At 69.0% G+C, this 25,232-nt stretch carries 21 protein-coding genes and 1 riboswitch; of the genes, 14 read left to right on the forward strand and 7 right to left on the reverse strand.

Features of this window, described 5'->3' with window-relative positions; translation table 11 throughout:
* Positions 1 to 186 precede the first annotated feature (186 nt).
* Positions 187 to 858 (reverse strand): TetR/AcrR family transcriptional regulator, encoded by a 672-nt coding sequence (locus OTERR_RS14385; RefSeq protein ID WP_149426174.1) that lies wholly within the window; start codon positions 856 to 858, stop codon positions 187 to 189.
* A gap of 160 nt (positions 859 to 1,018) precedes the next feature.
* A complete protein-coding gene (locus OTERR_RS14390) occupies positions 1,019 to 2,536 on the reverse strand; it encodes a carbonic anhydrase (RefSeq protein ID WP_149426175.1) in 1,518 nt (505 codons plus the stop codon).
* A gap of 97 nt (positions 2,537 to 2,633) precedes the next feature.
* A riboswitch (TPP riboswitch) is annotated at positions 2,634 to 2,735 on the forward strand.
* Between OTERR_RS14390 and thiD the strand changes: the two genes are divergently transcribed.
* Positions 2,725 to 3,621, forward strand: a complete 897-nt coding sequence (gene thiD, locus OTERR_RS14395; RefSeq protein ID WP_149426176.1) for a bifunctional hydroxymethylpyrimidine kinase/phosphomethylpyrimidine kinase — start codon at positions 2,725 to 2,727, stop codon at positions 3,619 to 3,621. Its footprint overlaps the riboswitch before it by 11 nt.
* 72 nt (positions 3,622 to 3,693) lie before the next feature.
* Entirely contained in the window at positions 3,694 to 5,610 is a 1,917-nt protein-coding gene (thiC, locus tag OTERR_RS14400) for a phosphomethylpyrimidine synthase ThiC (protein WP_149426177.1), read from the forward strand.
* Positions 5,611 to 5,994: 384 nt separating this feature from the next.
* Here thiC and aroQ read toward each other — a convergent pair whose 3' ends face one another.
* Genes aroQ through OTERR_RS14415 form a run of 3 tightly spaced genes read right to left on the reverse strand, consistent with a single transcriptional unit; the run spans position 5,995 to position 8,487 of the window.
* A complete protein-coding gene (gene aroQ, locus OTERR_RS14405; protein WP_187775252.1) occupies positions 5,995 to 6,579 on the reverse strand; it encodes a gamma subclass chorismate mutase AroQ in 585 nt (194 codons plus the stop codon).
* Positions 6,576 to 7,361: a transporter substrate-binding domain-containing protein gene (locus tag OTERR_RS14410; protein ID WP_149426179.1), complete on the reverse strand. Its 786-nt coding sequence runs from the start codon at positions 7,359 to 7,361 to the stop codon at positions 6,576 to 6,578. Before OTERR_RS14410 ends, aroQ begins: the two co-directional genes overlap by 4 nt.
* Positions 7,362 to 7,392: 31 nt before the next feature.
* A complete protein-coding gene (locus OTERR_RS14415) occupies positions 7,393 to 8,487 on the reverse strand; it encodes an AI-2E family transporter (RefSeq protein ID WP_246154198.1) in 1,095 nt (364 codons plus the stop codon).
* 349 nt (positions 8,488 to 8,836) lie between these two features.
* Between OTERR_RS14415 and OTERR_RS14420 the strand changes: the two genes are divergently transcribed.
* The 9 genes from OTERR_RS14420 to OTERR_RS14465 all read left to right on the forward strand — a co-directional run bounded on the left by OTERR_RS14420 (position 8,837) and on the right by OTERR_RS14465 (position 20,191).
* Positions 8,837 to 11,131, forward strand: coding sequence for an EAL domain-containing response regulator (locus OTERR_RS14420; RefSeq protein ID WP_149426180.1), 2,295 nt, complete (start codon positions 8,837 to 8,839; stop codon positions 11,129 to 11,131).
* Entirely contained in the window at positions 11,104 to 13,125 is a 2,022-nt protein-coding gene (locus OTERR_RS14425; RefSeq protein WP_149426181.1) for a sensor histidine kinase, read from the forward strand. The genes OTERR_RS14420 and OTERR_RS14425 overlap by 28 nt, the downstream gene beginning before the upstream one ends.
* A 92-nt stretch (positions 13,126 to 13,217) precedes the next feature.
* A complete protein-coding gene (locus OTERR_RS14435; RefSeq protein ID WP_082396606.1) occupies positions 13,218 to 13,475 on the forward strand; it encodes a zinc/iron-chelating domain-containing protein in 258 nt (85 codons plus the stop codon).
* A gap of 35 nt (positions 13,476 to 13,510) precedes the next feature.
* Positions 13,511 to 14,614 (forward strand): NADH:flavin oxidoreductase/NADH oxidase, encoded by a 1,104-nt coding sequence (locus tag OTERR_RS14440; protein WP_149426184.1) that lies wholly within the window; start codon positions 13,511 to 13,513, stop codon positions 14,612 to 14,614.
* A gap of 216 nt (positions 14,615 to 14,830) precedes the next feature.
* Positions 14,831 to 15,652, forward strand: coding sequence for an undecaprenyl-diphosphate phosphatase (locus tag OTERR_RS14445; protein WP_054620307.1), 822 nt, complete (start codon positions 14,831 to 14,833; stop codon positions 15,650 to 15,652).
* Positions 15,653 to 15,663: 11 nt separating this feature from the next.
* Entirely contained in the window at positions 15,664 to 16,617 is a 954-nt protein-coding gene (locus tag OTERR_RS14450; protein WP_149426185.1) for an alpha/beta hydrolase family protein, read from the forward strand.
* A gap of 47 nt (positions 16,618 to 16,664) precedes the next feature.
* Complete coding sequence (locus tag OTERR_RS14455) at positions 16,665 to 17,285, forward strand: YqiA/YcfP family alpha/beta fold hydrolase (RefSeq protein ID WP_149426186.1); 621 nt, start codon at positions 16,665 to 16,667, stop codon at positions 17,283 to 17,285.
* A 7-nt stretch (positions 17,286 to 17,292) separates the two neighbouring features.
* Positions 17,293 to 19,296, forward strand: coding sequence for a ribonuclease catalytic domain-containing protein (locus OTERR_RS14460; protein WP_149426187.1), 2,004 nt, complete (start codon positions 17,293 to 17,295; stop codon positions 19,294 to 19,296).
* A gap of 1 nt (position 19,297) precedes the next feature.
* Positions 19,298 to 20,191, forward strand: coding sequence for an energy transducer TonB (locus OTERR_RS14465; protein WP_054620310.1), 894 nt, complete (start codon positions 19,298 to 19,300; stop codon positions 20,189 to 20,191).
* A gap of 44 nt (positions 20,192 to 20,235) precedes the next feature.
* On the opposite strand, the gene OTERR_RS14470 is transcribed toward OTERR_RS14465, so the two are convergent.
* Positions 20,236 to 20,697 carry a bacteriohemerythrin gene (locus OTERR_RS14470; RefSeq protein ID WP_054620311.1) on the reverse strand — a complete coding sequence of 154 codons (462 nt, stop codon included), beginning with the start codon at positions 20,695 to 20,697 and terminating at the stop codon, positions 20,236 to 20,238.
* A 266-nt stretch (positions 20,698 to 20,963) separates the two neighbouring features.
* On the opposite strand from OTERR_RS14470, the gene aroE reads away from it, so the two are divergent.
* The 3 genes from aroE (at position 20,964) to mgtE (ending at position 24,253) form a co-directional block, all read left to right on the forward strand.
* A complete protein-coding gene (gene aroE, locus OTERR_RS14475; RefSeq protein WP_149426188.1) occupies positions 20,964 to 21,806 on the forward strand; it encodes a shikimate dehydrogenase in 843 nt (280 codons plus the stop codon).
* Between the two features lie 12 nt (positions 21,807 to 21,818).
* The gene (gene mtgA, locus OTERR_RS14480; protein ID WP_149426189.1) at positions 21,819 to 22,514 is read left to right on the forward strand and encodes a monofunctional biosynthetic peptidoglycan transglycosylase; all 696 of its coding nucleotides are present in this window, start codon (positions 21,819 to 21,821) and stop codon (positions 22,512 to 22,514) included.
* Between the two features lie 314 nt (positions 22,515 to 22,828).
* On the forward strand, positions 22,829 to 24,253 hold the full coding sequence (mgtE, locus tag OTERR_RS14485; protein ID WP_054620313.1) for a magnesium transporter: 1,425 nt from the start codon (positions 22,829 to 22,831) through the stop codon (positions 24,251 to 24,253).
* Positions 24,254 to 24,287: 34 nt separating this feature from the next.
* Here mgtE and OTERR_RS14490 read toward each other — a convergent pair whose 3' ends face one another.
* Positions 24,288 to 25,154, reverse strand: a complete 867-nt coding sequence (locus OTERR_RS14490) for an HDOD domain-containing protein (RefSeq protein ID WP_054620314.1) — start codon at positions 25,152 to 25,154, stop codon at positions 24,288 to 24,290.
* Positions 25,155 to 25,232: the final 78 nt, after the last annotated feature.

Consider the following 25,232-nt stretch of genomic DNA (forward strand, 5'->3'; position numbering starts at 1 on the left):
CTTGGGCTACCAGCACAGGCAAGGGTGGGGCGGAGGTTTCCGGGGCCGGCCCGCAGGCGGCGAGAAGCAAGGCCGGCAGCAAACACAAGGCCGCGCGGGCAGGGCGAAACGAAAAGTCACGGAAGGTGTGCATGGCGGTGGTCGCAGGCCGGAATGCGGACAAGGAAGGGGACAAGGGCCGGGCGCTCAGGCGCCGCCGGCGGAACGGGCGCGCAGGCCGTCCAGTGACAGGTCCAGGTGGGTGCGCAGGTAACGCTCGGTGTCGTAGTTGGTATCGGACGGGCAGCAAGGCCCCATGGAATAGCGCCAGATGGCGAGCATCAGCAGGGGGGCGATGACCACGTCGATGGCGGTTTCCACGTTCACGGGACGGAATTCGCCGGCAGCCATGCCCCGTTCCAGGGTCAGGGCCAACAGCTGCCGCCCAGGGACGATCACGTTGGCGTAGTAGTACTCGGCCACGGCGGGGAAATTGCGCGCTTCGCTGATCATCAGCTTGGGGATGCCGCCCAGCGGGCCGGCGCCGATCAGGGCCCACCAGGCCATCAGCAGTTCTTCGAGCAAGGCAGCGGCGCTGCCCTGGTAGGACGCCACCCGGACCGCCGCCTCTTTCAGCGCCGGCACCATGCCCTCGCGGATGACCGCCTCGAACAGGGCCTCCTTGCTGTCGAAGTACAGATAGAGCGTCCCCTTGGACACCCCGGCCCGGGCCGCCACGTCGTCCAGACGGGTGGCGGCGAAGCCGCGCTCGACGAACAGTTCCAGAGCGGCGGCCATCAGCTCCTGGGGGCGAGCCTCCTTGCGCCGGCGGCGGGAAGGAGCGGAAGCAGCGGGATCGGGGGGTGGGGTGGGAGCCATGGCAAAAATAACTAACTGACCAGTCAGTAAACTAACGAACCATGACGCCGGCGTCAAACCCTTTTTACCGGTATTGAACCTGGGGCAACGACCTCGGCGGCGTAAACGAACACAGGGCGCGAAGATCGCGCCCTGTGTTGTTGTGCTCGGTCACCCGCGGCTAGCGACTTTCCTTGATCAGGCGGCCGTTGCCCGGCTGGACCGGGCGGGCGTTGTTGCGATAGAGGCGGGAGAAGATGCCGATCTGGTCCGCGGAGAGTTGGGCGGGCTGGCGGATCACCAGCCACAGCACGCCTTCGGTGCACGGCGGCGTGGTCAGGGAACCCATGTAGGCCAGGTAGCGTCGGTCCTTGGGCAGCAGGCTGGCCGGGTCCAGGCTGGCGGTGCTGGGCTGGAACTCGTCCTGCTTCTCCAGGGGCAGGTTGTTCCACAGGGTCTGGATGGTCGGATTGGCCTCGCCCCGTTCGAGCAGCACCGCCACCACCGCCAGGCGGCCGTCGGCGGACTGGTGCACCAGGTGGGCGACCATGTCGAAGTCGCGGCCATTGATGCGCTCTTCGCTGGGACGGTGGAAGTGGAATTGGGTGAGCCGGTAGGTACGCCCCATCACGGTGATGAAGTTGTTGCCCTGGGGGGTGACCTGCACCGTGTGGCCGTTATCGACGATGCGGAACGGTGCCTGCTCGTACTGGAACTGGATCGGTTCCTGATCGACGACGATGCTGTCGCGCAGGTCGATGGGCGACTGGCGAGTGCCCTTGGCACACTGGGCGAATTCGGGTTTGAGCTTGCCCCAGTTTTCCGGCCCGCCCGGGCCTTCGTAATCCCAATGCACCTCGTGCTCGCGGGCCACGACCCGGCGCGGCGCGGCCGTCGTCCGGGGCGCTGGCGCCTTGGCCATGCGCGCCTCCAGGGCCGCGGCCGGATCGGCCGGAGCCGCCCGGGCGGGTGCCACCGCTTCCTCGCTGGTGGCGACCTTCTTCACCGCCTTTTTGGTTTCTTTGGCCACCACCGCCTCATTGGCCTTCTGCAGGTCGAACGAGGCCACTTCCAGCACCCGGCCGGCGGCCCGCTCGGCCTCGCGCCGCACCTCGCCCGGGGTCTGGGGCCGGCAGATCTCGCGCAGCAGGCGATCCTCGATGCTGCCGGAGCGCACCGGCAACTCGGCGGCCGCCTTGACCTCCTCCTCGCGCAGCACCTCGCCGTCGCCGCGCAGGAACGAGCGCCGCAGGGTGGCGAAGGTGCGGTTGGCGCAGTCGTAGCGGTTGTAGGCCTGAACCACCTTGTAGGCCGCCGAACTGCGCGGATCGGGCACTTCCTTGTCGAGGACGATGCGCCCCCAGGCCACCGTCTTGCCGGTTTCGTCCTTCTTGATGCTGGCCCGGTCGATGTCCACCCGGCGCCCGGCCTCGCTGACCAGGGAACGCCAGTCCGCCGCCGGCGCCGCGGGCCGGGCTTCCGGCGCGGCCTTGGCGACCACGGCCGGCGCCTGGGTCGGCGCGGGCTGGCGCACTTCGGTGATCGGCTTGGCGTTGCTGCGCGGCCCTTCGGCGGCGTGGGCGAACAAGGGGCACACGGCCAGGGCGAGACTCAGGGCAGCGCCGAAAACGGCAGCGCCCCGGAAGCGGGGACATTGCTCCCCGACCGGGCTGGTCGTGCCGATTTGCGATTTGGTCATCTCTACTCCCCGAGGCGGCGGAAATTTGTGGTCTACGACGATTTTACGGCCGGCTGACAGGAAACTTGAGGGCGCTCCGCTTTTCCAGTACCTTGCGGGACCACGTTAGGGGTGCCGCGCGGATGGGCTGCGCGGCTGAGAGAGTCCCTTGGAACCTGATCCGGGTCATGCCGGCGAAGGGAAACGCCATGCCGCCATCGATTATCCTGCCAGAAGCTGACGTCCTCGCGACGTCGCCCTCGTCTTCCTCCTCCGCTCCGGGCGCCCGCCCGGCGGTGCCGCCCAACGTCGTGACCATTGCCGGGGTCGATCCCTCCGGTGGTGCCGGCGTGCTGGCCGATCTCAAGGCCTTTTCCGCCCTGAGCGCCTACGGTAGCGCCGTGATCGCCGCCCTGACCGCCCAGAACACCCAGGGCGTGGCCGGCGTGCACGTTCCCCCCAGCGATTTCCTGGCGCTGCAGATCGACACCCTGTTCGCCGACGTCGCCATTGCCGCCGCCAAGACCGGCATGCTCGGCACCCCGGCGGTGGTCCGCACCGTGGCCGAAGGCTTCGCCAAGTGGCGGCCGGCCCAGGTGGTGGTGGACCCGGTGATGGTGGCCAAGAGCGGCGACAAGCTGCTTTCCGACGAATCCATCGGCCTAATCAAGGAAGCCCTGCTGCCCCAGGCCACGGTGCTCACCCCCAACCTGCCGGAAGCCGCCGTGCTGGTGGAGAGCGGCCACCCGGAGTCGGTGCGCGAAATGTACAAGGCCGCCGAGAAGCTGCGCCGCCTGCTGCCCGACGATGGCCGGCGCTGGGTGCTGCTCAAGGGCGGCCACCTGCCAGGCGACGACCTCACCGACCTGCTCTTCGACGGCGACCGGATGATCGAATTCGAAGGCCGCCGCCTGCCCACCCGTAACACCCACGGCACCGGCTGCACCCTGTCGGCGGCCATCGCCGCCCTGCTGCCGCAGCGCCCCGACGTGCCCGCCGCCGTAGCCGACGCCCGGGCCTACCTGACCCGGGCCATCGCCGAGAGTGGCCGGATCCAGGTCGGCAGCGGCCACGGCCCGACCCACCACTTCCACGCCTGGTGGTGAGCGCCTACTTGCGCTAAAACCATCGTTTTTATAAGCCTCTTTGCACCACCCTGCCCCACCGGGAGTTTCCCCATGAACGCCAAAGCCCCCTTTACCGCCGCCCAGGCCCACGTGGACGACGCCGCCGTCGCCCCCCTGCCCAACTCGCGCAAAATTTACGTACAAGGCTCCCGCCCGGACATCCAGGTGCCGATGCGGGAAATTTCCCAGGCCGACACCCCCACCGGCTTCGGCGGCGAGAAGAACCCGCCCATCTACGTCTACGACTGTTCCGGCCCCTATACCGATCCCAACGCCAAGATCGACATCCGTGCCGGCCTGCCGGCCCTGCGTCAGCGGTGGATCGAGGAGCGGGGCGACACCGAGGTGCTGCCCGACCTGACCAGCGAATACGGCCGCCAGCGGGCCGCCGATCCGGCCCTGGACGAACTGCGCTTCCCCGGCCTGCACCGCAAGCCCCGCCGCGCCAAGGCCGGAAAGAACGTCAGCCAGATGCACTATGCCCGCCAGGGCATCATCACCCCGGAAATGGAGTACGTGGCCATCCGGGAAAACCTGAATCGCCAGCAGTACCTGGAAAACCTGCGCGCCACCGGCCCCATGGGTGAAAAGATGGTCAAGCTGCTGGGCCGCCAGCACAAGGGCCAGGACTTCGGCGCCGCCATTCCCGCCGAGATCACCCCGGAATTCGTCCGTTCCGAAGTGGCCCGGGGCCGCGCCATCATCCCCAACAACATCAACCACCCGGAAAGCGAGCCCATGATCATCGGCCGCAACTTCCTGGTAAAGATCAACGCCAATATCGGCAACTCGGCCCTGGGCTCTTCCATCAGCGAGGAAGTGGACAAGATGACCTGGGCCACCCGCTGGGGTGGCGACACGGTGATGGATCTGTCCACCGGCAAGAACATTCACGAAACCCGGGAATGGATCATCCGTAACAGCCCCGTGCCCATCGGCACCGTGCCCATCTACCAGGCCCTGGAGAAGGTGAATGGCAAGGCCGAGGAGCTGACCTGGGAGATTTTCCGCGACACCCTGATCGAGCAGGCCGAGCAGGGCGTGGACTACTTCACCATCCACGCCGGCGTGCTGCTGCGCTACATCCCCATGACCGCCAACCGCATGACCGGCATCGTCTCCCGCGGCGGCTCCATCATGGCCAAGTGGTGCCTGGCCCATCACAAGGAAAGCTTCCTCTACACCCATTTCGAGGACATCTGCGACATCATGAAGGCCTACGACGTGGCCTTCAGCCTTGGTGACGGCCTGCGTCCCGGCTCCATCTACGACGCCAACGACGAGGCCCAGCTGGGCGAGCTGGAAACCCTGGGCGAACTCACCGACATCGCCTGGAAGCACGACGTGCAGACCATCATCGAAGGTCCCGGCCATGTGCCCATGCACATGATCAAGGAGAACATGGACCTACAGCTGAAGCACTGCAAGGAAGCCCCGTTCTACACCCTGGGCCCCCTGACCACCGACATCGCCCCGGGCTACGACCACATCACCAGCGGCATCGGTGCCGCCATGATCGGCTGGTACGGCACCGCCATGCTCTGCTACGTCACGCCCAAGGAACACCTGGGCCTGCCGGACAAGAACGACGTCAAGGAAGGCATCATCACCTACAAGCTGGCCGCCCACGCCGCCGACCTGGCCAAGGGCCACCCGGGCGCCCAGATCCGCGACAACGCTCTCTCCAAGGCCCGCTATGAGTTCCGCTGGGACGACCAGTTCAACCTGGGCCTGGACCCGGACAAGGCCAAGTCCTTCCACGACGAGACCCTGCCCAAGGAATCGGCCAAGGTGGCCCATTTCTGCTCCATGTGCGGCCCCCACTTCTGCTCCATGAAGATCACCCAGGACGTGCGCGACTTCGCCGCCCAGCAGGGTATCGGCGAAGCCGAGGCCCTGGAGAAGGGCATGGAGACCAAGGCGGTGGAATTCGTCAAAACCGGCGCCGAGATCTACCACAAGGTCTGACCCGTCAAGCCGGCCCCAAACCGCCCCATTCAGGCGGCAACAAAAAGCGGGGCGTGCCGGAAAGGCACGCCCCGCTTTGTTTTCCAGACACCCTGCCCGGAGAGCAAGGCGGGGCGCGGCCTTTCACGGTGGCACCGCCAAGATCCGCGCCAGTACTAGGGTTTCAGGCAGGGGCTATTCAAGCGCTTGCAACGCAGAGCCCACAGAGACATAGAGAGCGGGGAAAAACCGAGCAAAATTCCCCGACGACTCCCGGGCCGGTCAGCGACCCGCCATGCACCCACTCCTCTGCGACCTCGGCGTCGCTGCGGTCTATACAGTCTCTGCGTCGAGAGCAGCTGGCTTGTCACGCGCAGCCAGGCACGGGGGGAACTCCCCTGTTTTTCAGCACTTGTTGGCCGCCACCCCGACCCGCTTGCACAGCGGGGCGAAAGCCGCCTCCACCGCCGGGTCTTCCCGCCCCGGGGGGAGGCCGGCCAGGCGCCGGGCCGCGCGCAATTCGGCCCGGCCGGTGGAGCCCTGCAACTCCAGCCAGGCCCGCGGCAGAGTATCGAGCATGGCGGTGCCGATGCGGTCGAGCCGGGGACGGATTTCGTCGGCCAGGTCGGGGGCACTCTCCGGCGGCGTGGCCGCACCCTTCTTCCAGGCGGCGAAATGGGCGCGCTGGCGCACCTTGGCGGCGCTGATCTGGGCTTCGAAAAAGGCCCGCACCTCGGCCCGCTTGGCCTTGTTCAGCCCCCGGGCCGCTGCCTTGCGCTCCATGGCCTCGAGCAGCGCAACCTCCCGAGGCGCATCCTCGATGGCGCCGTGGTGCAGCCATTTGTAGGCGGCCACGTCGTCCATCACCGCCAGGCGCTCGGCCATCAGGCCGGCCAGCCGGTCGAGGGATTCGCCGGCCCATGCCGGCGGGGCCAGCAGGGCCAGGAGGCAGGCGACGGCGCCCAGGGCGCGGGACAGGCGGGGCGTCATTGGGGAATCCATTTGGCCTGGATCCGGGCAAAGGTGCCCGATTCCCGGGCCAGGTGCAGCCATTGATCGACCCAGGCCTTGAGGGCGAAATCCCGGGGCAGCAGAAACGCTTTTTCCGAGTAGTCGAAGGGAGCCTCGGGGTGAACCGCGCACAGGCCGGGCCGCAACTTTTGCTGCAGGCGGGTCTCCACCGCATCGGTGATCATCAGGTCGGCCCGGCCGGCGACGATCTCGTCGAAGATGGTGGTGTTGTCGGGATGGACGCGGATCTGGGCCGTCTTGAGGTGGGCCCGGGCGAACTTTTCGTTGGTGCCGCCCGGATTGACCACCGCCCGGGTGCCGGGCTGGTCGATCTGGGCCAGGGTCTGGAAGCGCGCCACGTTCTCGCAGCGGGTGATCGGCGTCTTGCCGTCGCGCAGGTAGGGAGCGGAAAACAGGGCCTTCTTCTGCCGCTCCAGATTCACCGACACGCCCCCCACCGCCAGGTCGAACTTGTCGGCGGCCAGGTCGGCCATCAGGGTCGGCCAGGAAGTTTTCACCCACTCGACCCGCACCCCCAGGGCTTGGCCCAGGGCTTCGGCCAAATCGATATCCATGCCCTCGAAGCGCCCCTGGTCCGCCCGCCAGCGGGTGAACGGCGCGTAGTCACCCGGGGTACCGACGCGCAGCACGCCGCGGTCGACGATGGCATCGAGGCGGCTGGCGGCTTCGTCGGCCGCGGCAGTGCCGCCGGCCAGGATCAGCCAGGAGGCAAAAAGAACGGTGGCAAGGCGCAGCAGCATGGCAGTCTCCGTGGCTCGGTGGTTCAGCGACTCAGTGGCCTTTGCGCCCGTGGTGCTCGGCGGTGTGGCTGGCGGCCGGGATCATGGCTTCGGCGGTCCATTCCTGCAGCAGCCGGTAGCCCACCGCCAGCAGGGTCGGGCCGAGGAAGACACCGATGAAACCGAAGGCCACCACGCCGCCCATCACGCCCATCAGCACCAGGATGAAGGGCAGGCTAGCCCCCCGGCTGATCAGGAAGGGCTTGAGGAAATTATCCACGCTGCTCACCACCAGGGTGCCCCACAGGGCGAGAAACACCGCCCAGCCGGTTTCCCCCTGGAAATACAGCCACAGGGCCGCCGGCCCCCAGACCAGGGGCGGCCCCACCGGCACCACCGAGAGAAAGAAGATGGCCAGGCCGAGCAGCACCGGCGCCGGCACCCCGGCGATCCAGAAGCCGATGCCGCCAAGCACCCCCTGAGCCAGGGCGGTGCCGAGGATGCCGTAGACCACCCCCGTGACTGTGTCGCCAGCCACCCGGGTCAGGCGCACGCCCTTTTCCCCGGCCATGCGCTCGAACACGGCATTCAGGCGCACCGCCAGCTGTTCGCCATGAACGAACATGAAGAAGGCAATGAAGATCGACAGGGACAGCTCCAGCAGACCGGTGCCGAGCAGGCTGCCGGCCTTGAGCAGGGCACCGCCCAGGGGCGCCTGGATTTCCTTGATCTGGGTCGCCAGCCAGGCCTCGTCATGGAGGGCCAGCAACCAGTAAGCCTCGGCCCGCTCGCCGACCATGGGCAGTTCGCGCAGCCAGGCGGGCGGCAGGGGCAGGCCCTTGGCACGCAGGCTGAGCACCAGGTCGCGCAGCTCGCTGGCGTTGTCCGACAGCGTGACGCTGACCACCAGGAAGGGCGCCACCAGCACGCCAATGGTGAGCAGGGTGAAGGCCAGGGTGGCCAGGGTGCGCCGCCCCCCCAGCCATTTTTCCAGCCAACCGAGCAGGGGCCAGCTGGAATAGACCAGGATGGCGGCCCAGACCATGGCGGTGAGGAAGGGGCGCAATACGGCGAAACAACCGACGATCAACAGCGCCAGGGCAACGAAGGCGAGCCAGCGGTCGGCGATCTTGGCAAACATGGTCATGACTGGGGTTCCGGGAGAGCCTGGGGCAACGGCCGCGGGCAGGGGCGATTATAGGGGCAGCCGCTGCCCCGGTGATGACGGTGCCGCCCCCGCGGCCACGTTCCCGGGGGAACAGCCCCCCTGTCCCGGCGCCAGGAACTCCGTGCCTCCGGCATATTCCAATGGTTTCAATCGCCTTTGCCCCGGAGGGGGTTTGTGGGATGATCGATTGCACACCATGTTCATGACAAATGCCAGGCCGTGACTGGCTTCGCTGCGCGGCCCTCGCCGCCCCCGGGCTCTGCCATGTCATGACAGGAACCCGCCCGCAGCACATGGGGCCGCGTAGGTAACGACGACGGGAGCAAGGATGGATCACACCAACCCTGCCGCCCTCCCCGACGACGGGGTTGCGGGCGACGACGACCTCCTCACCTTCGCCGAGGAAGAACCGCCGGGCGAAGACACGGCCGGCACGCACCGCTGGAAGGTTCTCGCCATTGACGACGACCCCGACTTCCAGCGCTCCATGGCCTTCAGCCTGCGCAGCTTCTCCTCCCGCGAAGGCGGCATCGAACTGCTCCAGGCCTACAACACCAGCGAGGCCGCCGCCATCCTGGCCCGGGAGCGGGACATCGCCGTGCTGCTGCTCGACGTGGTGATGGAATCGGACGACGCCGGGCTGCGCCTGGTGCGCGCCATCCGCGAAACCATGGGCAACGCCGAGGTGCGCATCGTGCTGGTGACCGGCGCTCCCGGCGTGGCACCGATGAAGAGCGTGATGGCCGATTTCGACATCAACGACTACTGGACCAAGTCCGAATTGTCGGTAGAGCGGCTGCACACCCTGCTGGTCGCCAACATCCGCGCCTACCAGTACCTGACCAGCGTTTCCCGCGCCCGGCGCGGGTTGCAGATGATCGTCGAGTCGAGCAACGCCCTGATTGCCACCCACTCCCTGGGCGAGTTTTCCAGCCGCATCCTGCGCGAGATCGCCAAGCTGATCGGCGTGCCGCCCGAGGGCATGATCTGCGTCGAGCAGCGCGGCGAGTATGAAACCACGCCCCAGGTGCAGATCATCAGCGCCGCCGGGCGCTTTTCCCCGGCCATCGACCATTACCTCGAAGAACTGGGCTCACCGCCCATCGAAGCCGCCATCCGCCGCTGCCTGGCCGAGCAGCAGCACCTGTCCCTGCCCGACTGCCGGGTGCTGTTCTTCCCGGGCACCCAGGATTCGGCCAACTACGCCGCCTACCTGAGCACACCCCAGGTGCTCGACGCCACCGAGGAAGAGCTGCTACGGGTGTTCACCGTCAACATCCGCAGCGGCCTGCACAACGTCGCCCTGGTCAGCCGCCTCGACGAAATGGCCTTCCAGGATCCGCTCCTGGGCATCGCCAACCGCAACGCCCTGGTGCGCGGCCTCGAAGACCTGTACGGGCTGCGCTGCAAGAACGGCGAACCCTGCCTGGGCAGCTGCTACACCCCGGGCTACGTGCTGTTCATGCTCGACATCGACGAGTTCTCCACCGTCAACCTGACCCTCGGCTTCGAGCAGGGCAACCGCCAGCTGCGCGAGGTCTCGCGCCGGCTGCGCGCCGGCCTCAGCCCGACCCTGCTGGTGGCCCGCCTGCACGACGACATCTTTGCCATCCTCGGCCCGGGCAGCGAAGTGACCGAGGCGCGCATCAACGAACTGCTCGGGCTGACCGGCGGCGACGGCCCCCCCCAATTCGTCAGCATCGGCTCGGCCCGCCTCGACCTGGCCCAGTTCCGCGGTACGCCCACCGACGCCATCGTGGTCGCCTCCCTGCTGCTCAAGACCGCCAAGCGGCGCGGCCTTTCCCAGCACGAGGACTACCGGCCCGGGCTGGAGAGCGCCACCGCCGAGCGCTACCGCCTGGCCATGGCCCTGCGCGACGCCCTGGGCCGCGGCGAAATCCATATCGCCCTCCAGCCCCAGGTGGAACTGGCCAGCGGCCGCCTCACCGGTGCCGAAGCCCTGGCGCGCTGGACCCTGCCCAGCGGCGAAACCGTGCCCCCGGGCATCTTCATCCCCCTGGCCGAAGCCACCGGGTTGATCGTGACCCTGGGTGAGCAGGTCCTGCGCCAGGCCTGCCGGGCCGTCGTCCAGCTGGTCGGTGCCGGGCTGACCAACCTGCGCGTGGCGGTCAACGTCTCGACCCTGCAATTCGCCCGGGAGGGCCTGTTGCAGGACTTCCTCCGCATCCTCCGCGAAGAAGGGGTAACGCCCCGGCAGATCGAGATCGAGATCACCGAATCCCTCGCCATGCAGGACATCGGCACGGTGCAGCAGCGCCTGCAGGCCTTCCGCGACCAGGGCTTCGAAATCGCCATCGACGATTTCGGTACCGGTTTTTCCTCCCTTTCCTACCTGCGCCGCCTGCCCATCGACCGGCTCAAGATCGACCAGGCCTTCGTCGCCGAGATCGGCACCGTGGACGATGAGAACGCCATCGCCGAAATGGTCATCCGGATCGCCCAGCGCATGGGCATGACGGTCATTGCCGAAGGGGTGGAGACCCCGACCCAGGCCGCCTGGCTGCAGGCCCGCGGTTGCCAGGACGGCCAGGGCTATCACTTCGCCCGCCCCCTTGCCCTGGAGGACCTGCTGCAATGGCAGGCGACGCGCAACCCGGGCTGACGCCTCCGGCGGCCCCGCCGCCCAACCGCCCCGCCCCACCGGGCTCCCGGCATCTGGCGCGGCAGCTGCGCCGGGGAAGGCACCTCCTCTGGCGTCTCTGGCAGGTACGCCGCGCCTTTCTGCTGGCCCTGCTGCCCTGGACCGCTGCGCTGCTGTTGATCGGCGGACTGAGCTACGATCGTCTGAGCCAGAGCCGTCTCGAACCGCTTCGCCTGGCCCAGAACGACCTGACCCTGCACGGCCTGACCGTGCTCAGCCGCTGGAGCGGCTTTCTCAAGCGCGACCTGCTCTTCCTTGCCCGTTCCCCGGCCCTGGCGCGGGCGCTGGAGAACCAGCGGGACCAGCGGATCGATGACCTGGCCGCCACCTGGCTGGCCTTTTCGGAAACCTCGGGCATCTACGACAAGATCCGCTGGATCGACGAAACCGGCCGGGAGCGCCTGCGCATCAACCTGGAAGAGGGCCACGCCGTGCGGGTGCCCAGCGCCAAGCTGCAGGAAAAGACCCACCGCCCCTTCTTCTACGAAACCATGACCCTGCACCCGGGGCAGGTCTATTACTCGCGCCTCGACCTGAACATCGAGAACGACCTGATTGAACTGCCCTACAAGCCGACCCTGCGGGTGGCTACCCCCCTGTTCGACCGCCAGGGCAATTCCCGGGGCGTCCTGGTGCTCAACTTTCTGGCCCACGTACTGCTCGACCGCCTGGCGCAAATGCCCAGTTCCTTCGGTCTCGAACTGAATCTGATCGACCATGAGGGGTATTGGCTGCTCGCCCCGGACCCTACCCAGGCCTGGGGATTCATGCTCGACCATCCGGAACAGGCCCTGGCCCGGCGCAACCCCAAGCTCTGGCAAGCCATGCAACGGCGCACCTCGGGCCAGTTCACGGACAGCTCCGGGCAATGGACCTTCGACACCTACTCGCCGGTGGATGGAGACCCGGCCCTGCTGCTCGAAACCGGCGGCATGGACCCGCCCACCTGGTGGCTGGCCGTGCATGCGCCGCAAAGCGTCGTGGACGACCTGCGCCAAGGCGTCCTGCTGCGCAGCGTCGCCCTCTCCGCCCTGGCGTTTCTGGCCATCGTCCTGTTCGTCGCCCGGATCACCCTGGCCACCCACGAGCGCAACCAGGCCCTGGCCCGGCTGCGCCACCGCACCGTCGAACTGGACGAGGCCAACACCTCCCTGAGCACCGCCCTGGAACGCCAGCGCGCCATGCAGACGGAACTGGTGCGGGCGGAAAAGCTATCGTCCCTGGGCCTGCTGGTGGCCGGGGTCGCCCACGAGTTGAATACCCCGATCGGCGCCGCCGTGGTGGCCAATTCCACCCTGATCAAGGCACGGGAGGCCCTGGACCGCCAATTGGCCGACGGTCTGCGCCGCTCCACTCTCACCGATTTTCTCGCCCACCAGGCCGAAGGCAACCGCCTGATCGGCAGCAATCTGGAACGGGCCGCTGGGCTGATCCGCCTGTTCAAGCAACTGGCGGTGGACCGGGCAGCAGTGGAGCGGCGCCGCTTCGCCCTGGCCGAACTGGTGGACGACACCCTGCACATGCTGCGTACCCGCTTCAAGGCATCGCCCCACAGCATCAGCGCCGAAATCCCCGCCGACCTGCAACTGGACAGCTACCCCGGCCCCCTCGGACAGGTGTTGGAAAACCTGGTGGGCAACGCCCTGACCCATGCCTTTCCCTACCAGGGCAGCGGCGAGATCCGGATCGGCGCACGGCTCCTGCCCGGCGGCGAACAGATCGAGCTGAGCGTGGCCGACAACGGCGCGGGCATCGCCCCGGAGCAACTGGAGCGGATCTTCGACCCGTTCATGACCACCCGTCGGGGCCAGGGCGGCACCGGCCTGGGGCTGCACCTGGCCCACCACCTGACCACCGAACTGCTCGGCGGCAGCCTGGCCGTAAGCAGCGCCCCGGGGCAAGGGACACGCTTCACCCTGACCCTGCCGCGCAACGCACCGGCAACCACGGCCTGAGCCGGTGCGGCAGCCGGCGCCACGGACAGGCCAGCCCGGCCTTCCGGGTGCGGCCGCTTCGCATGGGGGTGGGGACAGGTATCATGGCCGCCATGAACTGTCGCCCCGGCTGCGCCGCCTGCTGCATCGCCCCCTCCATCACCGGCCCGATTCCCGGCATGCCCTTGGGCAAGCCCGCCGGGGTACCTTGCGTGCAGCTCACCGCCGACCTGGGCTGCGCCCTGTTCGGCCGCCCGGAGCGGCCCGCCTGCTGCGGCGGCCTGCAACCCTCGGCCGAGATGTGCGGCGACGACCGGAACGCCGCCCTGACCTGGCTGGCCCGCCTGGAAGTGCTGACCCGGCCCGACTGAGCCCCTGCGCAACGCCTTTGCCGAGAAACCGCGCCATGACCGACTCCCGCCTGTTCTCCCCCCTGCAACTGGGCCCCTTGCGCCTGGCCAACCGCATCGTCATCGCCCCCATGTGCCAGTACTCGGCCGAAGACGGCAACGTCGGCGACTGGCACCTGATGCACCTGGGCAACCTGGCCCTGAGCGGCGCCGGGCTGCTCATCGTCGAGGCCACCGGGGTCACTCCGGAGGGCCGCATCTCGCCCTTCTGCACCGGGCTGTGGAGCGACGCCAACGAGACGGCATTCGCCCGGGTGCTAACTGCCCTACGCCGCCATGCTCCGATCGCCCTGGGCATCCAGCTGTCCCACGCCGGGCGCAAGGGCAGCAGTTCGGCGCCGTGGACCGGCATCCGCCAGCTCACCCCGGCCGAGGGTGGCTGGCAGCCCCTGGCGCCCTCGCCCCTGGCCGGGCGCCCCGGCGAGGCCCCGCCCGCCGCCCTCGATGCCGCCGGGCTGGCCCGCATCCGCGATGCCTTCGTGGCCGCCGCCCGGCGCGCCGACCGGCTCGGCTTCGACCTGGTGGAGCTGCACGCCGCCCACGGCTACCTGCTGCACCAGTTCCTCTCGCCGCTGTCGAACCAGCGCGGCGACGCCTACGGCGGCTCCCTGGCCAACCGCATGCGCTTTCCCCTAGAGGTGTTCGATGCGGTGCGCGCCGTCTGGCCGGCGGGCAAGGCCTTGGGCGCCCGGCTGTCCGCCACCGACTGGGTGGAGGGCGGCTGGACCCTGGACGAAAGCGTCGCCCTCACCCGGGAATTGCAGGCCCGGGGCGCCGACTTCGTACACGTCTCCAGCGGTGGCCTCGACCCGCGCCAGCAGATCGTGGCGGAGCCGGGCTACCAACTGCCCTTCGCCGCCCGTATCAAGGCCGAGACCGGGCTGCCGACCATCGCCGTCGGGCTGATCACCGACCCGCACCAGGCCGAGCGGGTGGTGGCCGAGGGCACCGCCGACCTGGTGGCCCTGGCCCGGGGCATTCTCTACGACCCGCGCTGGCCCTGGCACGCCGCCCAGGCCCTGGGCGCCCGGGTGAGCGCCCCGCCCCAGTACTGGCGCTGCGCCCCGGCGGATGCGCCGCACCTGTTCGAGACGCCCTAGGCGCCCGGCGCCCACGCTGCGGCCGGAGCCCTCCGGTCCAGCCCGGCCCGTCCGTCTTCGTCACCCACTTCGCCACGCCGGTAGGCCTGCCGACAACGCCCCCGCGCCCCACGGCCCTGCCGTCCGGCCCAGGCGGCGCCTCCGGTCAGCCCCTGGACCGGAAGGGCGGCGGGGCAGCCGGTATAATCCCGGGCTTTTGCCTTTGCGGCCCGCCCCATGGACCTCCTGCTGCTGCTCAAAGCCCTCATTCTCGGCCTGGTGGAAGGCTTCACCGAATTCCTGCCCATCTCCTCCACCGGCCATCTGATCCTGGCCGGCGACCTGCTCGACTTCAACGACGACCGGGGCAAGCTGTTCGAAATCGTCATCCAGTCCGGCGCCATCCTGGCGGTGTGCTGGGAATACCGGGGGCGCATCGCCCACGTGCTCGGCAACCTGGGCCAGACCTGGGCCCAGCGCTTCGTCCTCAACCTGGCGGTGGCCTTCCTGCCCCTGGCCCTGATCGGCCTGGCCGTGGGCAAGGCGATCAAGGCCCACCTGTTCAACCCGGTGGCGGTAGCCACGGCCTTCATCGTCGGCGGCCTGATCATCCTGTGGGCGGAAAAGCGCCGCCACACGGTGCGCGTCCAGGAAGTGGAAGACCTGACCATCGTCGACGCCCTCAAGCTCGGCTTCGCCCAGGCCCTGGCGCTGATCCCCGGCACCTCCCGCTCGGGCGCCACCATCATCGGCGGCCTTTTCATCGGCCTGTCGCGCAAGGCGGCCACCGAGTTCTCGTTCTTCCTCGCCATCCCCACCCTGACCATGGCCACCCTGTACGAGCTGTACAAGGAACGGGCCCTGCTCTCCGCCGACGACCTGGGCATGTGGCTGGTGGGCTTCGTCGCCGCCTTCGTCTCGGCCTTCCTGTGCGTGCGCTGGCTGCTGCGCTACATCGCCAGCCATGACTTCACCGTGTTCGCCTGGTACCGCATCGTCTTCGGCATCGTCGTCCTCGCCACCTGGCAGCTGGGAGCGGTGAACTGGTCGGCGGGTTGAGCGGGCGGCGGATGGCGTCCGCCACCCCGCCCCTGCCGGGGTTCCTGACGGCCTACGCAGCCCCCGGCCCCCGGGCCGTGAACGAAAGCGACGGCGAGGTGCCCGGGCTGCACCCGGACGCGCCCCTGGCGACCCGCCGCTACCGGCCCGCGGGGCCGCTGCGCGGCGTGATCGCCTACTCCCACGGCCTCGGCGGCAGTTGCCGCTCCGGTGCCGCCTGGCTGCGCCACTGGGCCAGCCACGGGTTTCTCGGCGTGGCGCTGACCCACCGCCACGAACGGCCGATCGACGGCTCGCCCCTGCAACTGCGCCGCGCCCTGCGCGAAGCCCTGGCCGGAAAGGCACTACGGACGCGGGTCTCCGAGATGCATGCCCTAATCGCCGCGCTGGTGGCCGCTCTCCAGCCCCCCCCTCTGGAAACGCTCGTCCCTATTGGGGTTGCCGGCCACTCCTTTGGCGGCGTCACCACCCAGATCCTGGCCGGGGAGCGCCGCTGCTACGATCCTGCCCCCGGGGAAGACGAGATTGCCGGCCCCCTGTACGCGCCGGTGGCCGGCCTGGGCGCCGCCCTGGCCTTTTCCCCCTCGGCCCGGGCCAACCCGCTGCCGCTGCCCGAGCGCTTCGCCGCCGTGACCGCCCCCTTCCTCTCCCTCACCGGCAGCCGGGACGAGGGCCTGCTGCGCGGCGACATCGACGCCGCCAACCGCTGTCTGCCCTTCGAACACATGCCCCCTGGCGGCAAGTACCTGTTCGTCGCCGCCGAGGGCCGCCACAACGACTTTGCCGGCGAAGCGGAGGACAATGCCGGGAGCCCTCCAGCGCCGGCCTTCACCCCCTGGCTGAGCGCCCTGTCCACCGCCTTCTGGCTCGCCCACCTGGCCGGGGACAGCACCGCCCGGGCCGCCCTGGCCGGACTCGCCGCCGCCCCGCAACAAGCCGCGCCGCACCGCTTCGCCGCCAAGTAGTCCGGCCGCTTAGCCCCGAAACGCCGCCCCGACACGCCATAGCCCCCATGCTTCCCCTGCTCATTTACCTGCACGGTTTCCGCTCCTCGCCCCAGTCGTGGAAAGCCCGCCTGCTCGGCGAGGCGATGGCCGCCCGGGGCCTGGCCGACGCCTTCGTCTGCCCGCTGCTGCCCGACCGGCCGGCCGAGGCCATCGCCCTGGCCGAAGAGCTGATCCGGCAAGCCCGGGCCGCCGGCCGCCCGGTGGTGCTGGCGGGCAGTTCCCTGGGGGGCTACTACGCCACCTGGCTGGCGGAACAGCACGACCTGCGCGCCGCCCTGATCAACCCGGCGGTGGCCGCCCCCCAGTCCCTGGCGACCTACCTGGGGCCGCAAACCAATATGTACAGCGGTGAGGTGTTCGTGTTCACCACGGACCACATCGCCGAACTGGAAGCCCTCCACGTGCCGCACATCACCCCCTCGCGCTACCTGCTGCTGGTAGAAACCGGCGACGAGGTGCTCGACTACCGGCAGGCGGTGGCCCGCTACGCCGGGGCCGACCAGCGGGTCTTCCCGGGCGGTGACCACAGCTTCACCCGTTTTCCCGAGATCATTCCCCAACTCCTTGAGTTCGCGGGGATTGTCGATTCACACGACGCCGGGGGCACCCCGGCGCGAAAGGTATAATTCGCGGATGTTTATCCTGTTTGAAGAAGACGGCGCCTTCAAGGCCGGTTCCGTGCTCGCCGACAACGACACCACCCTGCAGGTGGAGGCGGCCTCGGGCAAGCGTTCCAAGATCAAGGCCGCCAACGTGCTGCTGCGCTTCAAGGAGCCCTCCCCCACGGCCCTGCTCGGCCTGGCCGAGTCTGAGGCCGCCGGCATCGATCCGGAATTCCTGTGGGAATGCGCCGGCGACGACGAGTTCGCCTTTGCCGCGTTCGCCAAGGACTACGTCGGCCACGAGCCCGGCGCGGTGGAGGCCACCGCCGTGCTGCTGGCCTTGCAGGCCGCGCCGATCTACTTCCACCGCAAGGGCCGCGGCCGCTTCCGCAAGGCTCCGCCGGAAATCCTCAAGGCCGCCCTGGCCGGCGCCGAGAAGAAACGCCTGCAAGCCGAGGCCATCGAGCGCATGGCCAGCGAGATCGCCGCCGGTACCCTGCCCGACGAGTTCCGCAACCAGGTCGACGCCCTGCTCTTCAAGCCGGACCGCAACCGCCCCGAGGTGAAGGCCCTGGAGGCTGCCGTGGAGCGCAGCGGCCAGTCGGCCGAGGCCCTGCTGTTCGCCGCCGGCGCCTTCCGTTCCGCCTACGAGCTGCACTACAAGCGCTTCCTGTTCGAGCAGTTCCCGCAAGGCACCGGCTTCCCCGAGATCGAGATCCCCCACGCCCCGGACGATCTGCCCCGGGCCGAGGTGCAGGCCTTCTCCATCGACGACGCCGCCACCACCGAGATCGACGACGCCCTGTCGGTAACGCCCCTGCCCGGCATCGGCTGGCGCATCGGCATCCACATCGCCGCCCCGGGCCTGGGGTTCGGCCTGGGCTCGCCCCTCGACGGGGTGGCGCGCAAGCGCCTGTCCACGGTGTACATGCCGGGCAACAAGATCACCATGCTGCCGAGCGAAGTGGTGGACCGTTTCACCCTCTACGGCGGCCGCGACTGCCCGGCCCTGTCGCTGTACCTGACCGTCTCCGATACCTGGGAGATCCTCTCCCACGAGTCGCGCTGCGAGGTGGTGCCGATCGCCACCAACCTGCGCCACCAGGACATCGAGCCCCTGTTCAACGCCGAGACCCTGGCCAGCGGCCTGGCCGAGTTCCCCTTCCGCGACGAACTGCTCACCCTCTACCACTTCGCCTGCGCCTGCGAGGGCCGGCGCGGCAAGCCCTCGGCCACCCAGGGCGTCAACGACTACAACTTCGAGATCGAGGGCGACCTGGACACCGATCCGGACGGTTGCCGGGTACAGATCAGCGAACGTCCCCGGGGCAGCCCCCTGGACAAGCTGGTGGCCGAGTTGATGATCGTCGCCAACGCCACCTGGGGCCGGCTGCTGGCCGACCTGAAGATTCCCGCCCTGTACCGGGCCCAGGTCGGCGGCAAGGTGCGCATGACCACCTCGCCCCTGCCCCACGAGGGCCTGGGGGTGGACTGCTATGCCTGGAGCACCTCGCCGCTGCGCCGCTACGTGGACCTGATCAACCAGTGGCAGCTGGTGGCCGCCGTCAGCGGCAAGCCCCCGACCTTCTCGGGCAAGTCCGACGTGCTGTTTGCCGCCATGCGCGACTTCGAGCTGACCTACGCCGCCTACGCCGACTTCCAGCGCGGCATGGAGCGCTACTGGGTGATCCGCTGGCTGGCCCAGGAAGGCATCACCGCCCTGGACGCCACGGTGCGCAAGGAAAACCTGGTGCGGGTGGACCGCCTGCCCGGCCTGCACCGGGTGCCCTCCCTGCCCGAACTGGTGCCGGGTACCCGGGTGGCCCTGGTGGTGGACAAGACCGACCCGCTCACCCTGACCCTGGATTTCCGCTTCGTCGCCACCCTGGGCGTCACGGCCGCCGACTCCGGCGCCGACCTGGAGGACGACGAGGCGGAGATCGACGACAGCGGCGACGGCAGCAGCGACGACAGCGTGCCCGGCGCCGAGCCGGCCGTCGAGGCCGCCCTGTCCCAGCCCAACGAGGATGCCTGAAATGAGCGCCACCGCGCTGCCCATGCCCCTTTCATCGCCGCCGGCGGACAGTTCCCGCACGCTGATGGTCGGCATCGGCGTCTCGGTGCTGCTCCATGCCGTGCTGCTGTCCCTGCACTTCCAGTTCCCCGACGCTTCCCGGGCGCTCCAGGACAAGGCCCTGGACATCATCCTGGTCAACGCCAAATCCAAGCGCCCGCCCAGCGACGCCCAGGCCCTGGCCCAGAACAACCTGGACGGGGGTGGCAACACCGAGCAGAACCGCCGCGCCAAGACGCCGCTGCCGCCGGCGCCGGAACACCGGGAGGGCAGCGAACTGGAGCGCAAGCAGCGCCGCATCGAGGAACTGGAAGCCAAGCAGCGCGCCCTGCTCAGCCAGGCGCAGAAATCCCGGGCGAGTACGCCCAAGGAGGCCCGGGAAGCCTCCCGGGAAGCGCCCCTGCCGACGCCCACCTCGGGCAAGGACCTGGCCAGCAGTGCCCTGGCCATGGCCCGCACCCTGGGCGAAATCGACCGGCAGATCGACGATTACAACAAGATGCCGCGCAAGCAGTTCATCGGCGCGCGCACCAGCGAGTACCGTTTCGCCCGCTACGTGGAGGACTGGCGCCTCAAGGTGGAAAAGGTCGGCACCCTCAACTATCCGGATGCCGCCAAGGGGCGCACCTACGGCACCCTGGTGATGACCGTGGTGATCCGCCCCGACGGGACGGTTCAGGAAGTGGAACTGAACCGCCCCTCCGGCTTCAAGGTGCTGGACGACGCGGCGCGACGCATCGTCCAACTGGCCGGCCCCTACGCGCCGTTCCCCCCGGATATCCGGCGCGACACCGACCTGCTCTACATCACCCGTACCTGGTCGTTCACCCAGGGCGACCAGCTGCAATCCAAATAGGTCCGGGCCCGGACCGCAACCGGCCCGGCACCGGAGACCTCAGCTCAGGCCCAGAAACGCTTGAACAGGCCGGACAGGCCGCTGCTGCGCGCCTTGTTCTCCCGGCAATAGGCGGCGTACTGCTGGTCCTGCACCAGGATGTGCTCCACCAGCCAGTCCTTGAGGAAGTGCAGCAGATCCAGGCTCAGGCGCCGGCCCTGGCTGGCGGACTGGCGCTCGGCGGCAATGCGCTGGACGAACTGGGCATGCAGGGCCCGGTGGGCCGCCAGGCCAGGGTAGCCGGCCCGCTCCATGAAAGTCTCCTCGGCGGAGAAATGGGCCACCGTGTAGCGCTCCAATTCCTCGATCAGCCCGAGCACCTCGCCCGGCGCCTCCTTGCCCCCGACCAGCACCGCCCACAGGCGGTTGATGGTGCTGAACAAGGCTTGGTGCTGCGCGTCGATCTCCTCCATGCCGACGCTGTAGCTGTCCTGCCAGGCCACGATGGCCCCATCCCGTGCACTCATTGATTGACCCCCCGATCAAAAAGAGCCCGATTTTCAATGACCCTGGCAACGTCTGCCGTGACCTAGATCAACTGCCCGCCACCCTGGCCGGTCCTTTTCCGCGGCATGGCGCGGACAAGGCGCTGGCCCCGCCCGCCACTGCCCGCTCCCGGCTGCCGGGGCGAGGCATTGCAGGTAAACTCTTACGCTTGCCCGCTCGGCACCCACGCCGCAACTCCCCCGCCCGGCGTGCCATGCCCGGCCTTCCCCACCTTCCACCGCCCGCCATGACTGATCGCTACTGCGTTTTCGGCAACCCCATCGGCCACTCCAAATCCCCCGCCATCCATGCCGCCTTCGCCGCCGCCACTGGCCAGGACCTGACCTATGAGGCCCGCCTGGCCCCCGTCGACCAGGCCGATGGCTTTGCCGAGGCCGTCGCCGCCTTCATCGCCGAAGGCGGGCGGGGCGCCAACGTCACCGTGCCGTTCAAGGAAGACGCCTTCCGCCTGGCCAGCGGCCCGGGCAACCGGCTGACCCCCCGGGCCCGGCTGGCCGGGGCAGTGAACACCCTGGTCTTCGGCAGCGACGGCATCCTCGGCGACAACACCGACGGCGTCGGCCTGGTGCGCGATCTCACCGATTTCCTCGGCGTGTCCCTGGCCGGGAAACGCATCCTGCTGCTTGGCGCCGGCGGCGCCGCCCGGGGCGCCCTCGGCCCCCTGCTCGATGCGGCGCCGGCCCACCTGACCATCGCCAACCGCACCGTGGCCCGGGCTGAGGAGCTGGCCGCCCTGGTGGTGGCGAGCCATCCGGCGGCGGCGGTGGATGCCTGCAGCTTCGCCGCCCTGGCCGGTCGCCAGTACGACGTGGTGATCAATGCCACCAGCGCCAGCCTGCAGGGCGAGCCGGTACCCCTGCCGGCAGGCCTGTACGCCCCCGGCGCGGCGGCCTACGACATGATGTACGGCAGCGAGACGCCCTTCCTCGCCCAGGCCCGCCGGCTGGGTGCCAGCGTGCTGGCCGACGGGCTGGGCATGCTGGTGGAACAGGCGGCGGAGGCCTTCGCCCTGTGGCGCGGGGTGCGCCCGGACACCGCCGCCGTGCGCCGTCTGCTGCGCCCGGCCTGAGGCGCCCGCCCCATGCGCGTTATCCTGCGCTGGCTGAAGCGTGCCGTGCTGGCCGTGATCGCCCTGGTGCTGGGCTATCAGCTGTGGCTGTTCGGCTGGGTGCTGTGGTGGAGCTGGGCCAACCCGGACATGACCCGCTTCATGGAAATCCGCCTGGCCGAGTTGCGCCTCAAGGACCCCAAGGCCCAGCTGAAGAAGCAGTGGGTCGATTACGCGCGCATCTCGCCCAATCTCAAGCGCGCCATCATCGCCGCCGAGGACGCCAAGTTCGTGGACCACGAGGGCTTCGACTGGGAAGGCATCCAGAAGGCCATCGAGAAGAACCAGCGGCGCGGCAAGGTGGTGGCCGGCGGCTCCACCATCTCCCAGCAACTGGCCAAGAACCTCTTCCTCAGTCCGGCCAAGACGCCCTGGCGCAAGGCCGAGGAGGCCGTCATCACCCTGATGATCGAAGCCACCTGGGACAAGCGGCGCATCTTCGAGGTCTACCTCAACGTCATCGAATGGGGCAACGGCGTGTTCGGCGCCGAGGCCGCCGCCCGCCACTACTACGGCATCTCCGCCGCCCAACTGGGCAGCGACCAGGCGGCCCGGCTGGCCGGCATGGTGCCCAACCCGCGCTTCTATGACCGCAACCGGGGCGCCCCGGGGCTGGGGCGCAAGGCGGCGATCATCCAGGTGCGCATGCCGGCGGCAGAAATCCCCTGATCCCGGCACGGCGCCGCCAGCCCGTCGGCCGACCGCGGATCGCCGCACCACCACGGCCAAACCCCGCGCCAATACTCGATCTCCAGGCAGGCCATCTGGAAAGCCGCGCCATTCCTTGATCTCCGGGCACCCCTATCCAAGAACGCCAAACGACGTGCCCTTGCGGGCAGCGGACTGTCAAAAAATTGACCTCGACCGGGTGCTAGAATCGTGAGCAGCCCCGGCTCTGCGCCCCCCTCCCGCCGCCGGATTCGCCCCCCTTCCCCAGCAGGCCCGCCATGCCGCCATCCGACAACGATCACGAGTTGACGCCCATGGGGGATGCGGACGCCCTGCAGGCGCGCCTGGCCGAGGTGCAGACCCTGCTGGCGCGGCACCGCCTGGTGGAGGATCTGGTGCATCGCCAGGAAATGCCCCGCCACGACCTGGTCGAGTCCCTGGTGCACAAGCGCCACCTGGCCGAGCTGCGCGGCAAGCTCGACAAGATGCACCCGGCGGACATCGCCACCATCCTCGAAGCCCTGCCCCTGCCCGACCGCCTGATGGTCTGGAACCTGGTCAAGGCCGAGCGCGACGGCGAGATCCTGCTCGAGGTCTCGGACGCGGTACGGGAAACCCTGATTGCCTCGATGGCCCCGGCCGAACTGACGGCGGCGGCCCAGACCCTGGACGCCGACGAGCTGGCCGACCTGGCCCCGGACCTGCCCCGGGAGGTGGTGCAGAGCCTGTTCCAGACCCTGCCCCATGAGGAACGGGAGCAGCTGCGCGCTGCCCTGTCCTACCCGGAAGGCACGGTGGGGGCGCTGATGGATTTCGACATGGTGACGGTGCGCGAGGACGTCACCCTGGAAGTGGTGTTCCGCTACCTGCGCCGCTTCGACGCCCTGCCCGATCACACCGACCAGCTGTTCGTGGTGGACCGCAACGACGTGCTGCAGGGGGTGCTGTCCCTGTCGCGCCTGCTCGTCTCCGAGCCGGAAACCGAAGTCACCGCGGTGATGCGCAGCGACACCCTGCGCTTTACCCCCCACGACCCGGCCGACGACGCGGCCGAGGCCTTCGACCGCTACGACCTGGTCTCGGCCCCGGTGGTGGACGCCGAGGGCAAGCTGGTGGGGCGCTTGGATGTGGCCGCCGTGCTCGACTACTTCCGCGAGGAGAGCGAAAGCGAACAACTGGCCCAGGCCGGTCTGCGCGAGGAGGAGGACATCTTCGCCCCGGTGTGGAATTCGGTGAAGAACCGCTGGGCCTGGCTGGCCATCAACCTGGTGACGGCCTTCATCGCCTCCCGGGTGATCGGCCTGTTCGAGGGCTCCATCGAGAAGCTGGTGGCCCTGGCCGCCCTGATGCCGATCGTCGCCGGCATCGGCGGCAATTCGGGCAACCAGACCATCACCATGATCGTGCGCGCCATCGCCCTCGGCCAGCTCTCGCCGGACCACGCGCGGCGCCTCTACCGCAAGGAACTGGGAGTCTCCCTGATCAACGGCCTGGTCTGGGGGGGGTTGCTCGGGGTGCTCGCCTGGGCGCTCTACGGTTCCCTGGCGCTGGGGCTGGTGATGACCTCGGCGATGACCCTCAACCTGCTGCTGGCGGCCACCGTCGGCGTGGCCATTCCGGTCACCCTGGCGCGCCTCGGGCGCGATCCGGCGGTGGGCTCCAGCGTCATGATCACCGCCGTCACCGACTCCGGCGGCTTCTTCATCTTCCTCGGCCTGGCCACCCTGTTCCTGCTCTGAGGCCCGGCCACAGCCGGGTCGGGCGGCCCCGCGCTCAGGCGGCCTTGGCGGCCCGGGCCTGTTCCAGACGCACCAGGGCGTCGTCCACGATGTCGTCCAGGTCCTGCTCGGCCAGGCCGAAGAAGGTGCAGGCCGCATGCTTGCCCTTGAGCCACTCGGCCTCGTCGTTGACCCGCAGGAACAGGTTCACGATCCGTTCCGCCAGCAGGTTGAGGGCGATCAGGGTGCACGTCTCGTCCGGCAAGCCCGCCTCGTGATCCAGGGAGACGAAGTCGTGGTGCGACAGGATGGCCTGGCAGATGACGTCGGAGAGGCCCCACTGGCGGGCGAACAGATAACCGACCACGGCGTGGTTGGTACCGTAGGCGGCATCCTCGACCTGGGTGTAGCGCAGCCCCTCGGTGGCGTTGGCGCGCTTCAGCACGTCCTTGTAATCGGCATACTTCTGCATCAGCAGCGGCATGCCGCAGTCGCGGAACAGGCCGAAGCTGTAGGCCGTCTCCCGGGACGTGCCGGGCAGTTGGGCGGCCAGCATGGCGCATACCGTCGCGGTATAGGCGGCGCTGTCCCAGAAGCGTGCCATGGCGGGGGGGCGCTCGCCGGCCGCCTGAATATTGCGCACCAGTTGGTTGATCACCAGGTTGAAGACATTCTTCAACCCGAGCAGGCTCAGGGCCTCGTTGACCGAGCCGACCTGGCGCCCACCAAACAGGGGGGAGTTGGCGATCTTCAACACCCCGGCAGCCAGGGCCACGTCCTGGTTGATCAGGCGGCTGACCCGCGGCAGGCTGACCGCCTCGTGCTCCATTTCGCGGGAAAGCTGGTTGAGGATGGCCGGACAAGGGGGAATCTGGACCCCTTTGAGGAGCGTGTCGATCTGGCGTTCGTCGATGGCGGGCATGGGCAACACAGGCTGAAAAATCGCGGATGCGGCAAGCAAGGGGCCGGCACGGCGCCGGGCCATGCCGCTGGCAAGGCG

It is taken from the genome of Oryzomicrobium terrae (genome assembly GCF_008274805.1).
GTDB classification, from domain to species: Bacteria; Pseudomonadota; Gammaproteobacteria; order Burkholderiales; family Rhodocyclaceae; genus Oryzomicrobium; species Oryzomicrobium terrae.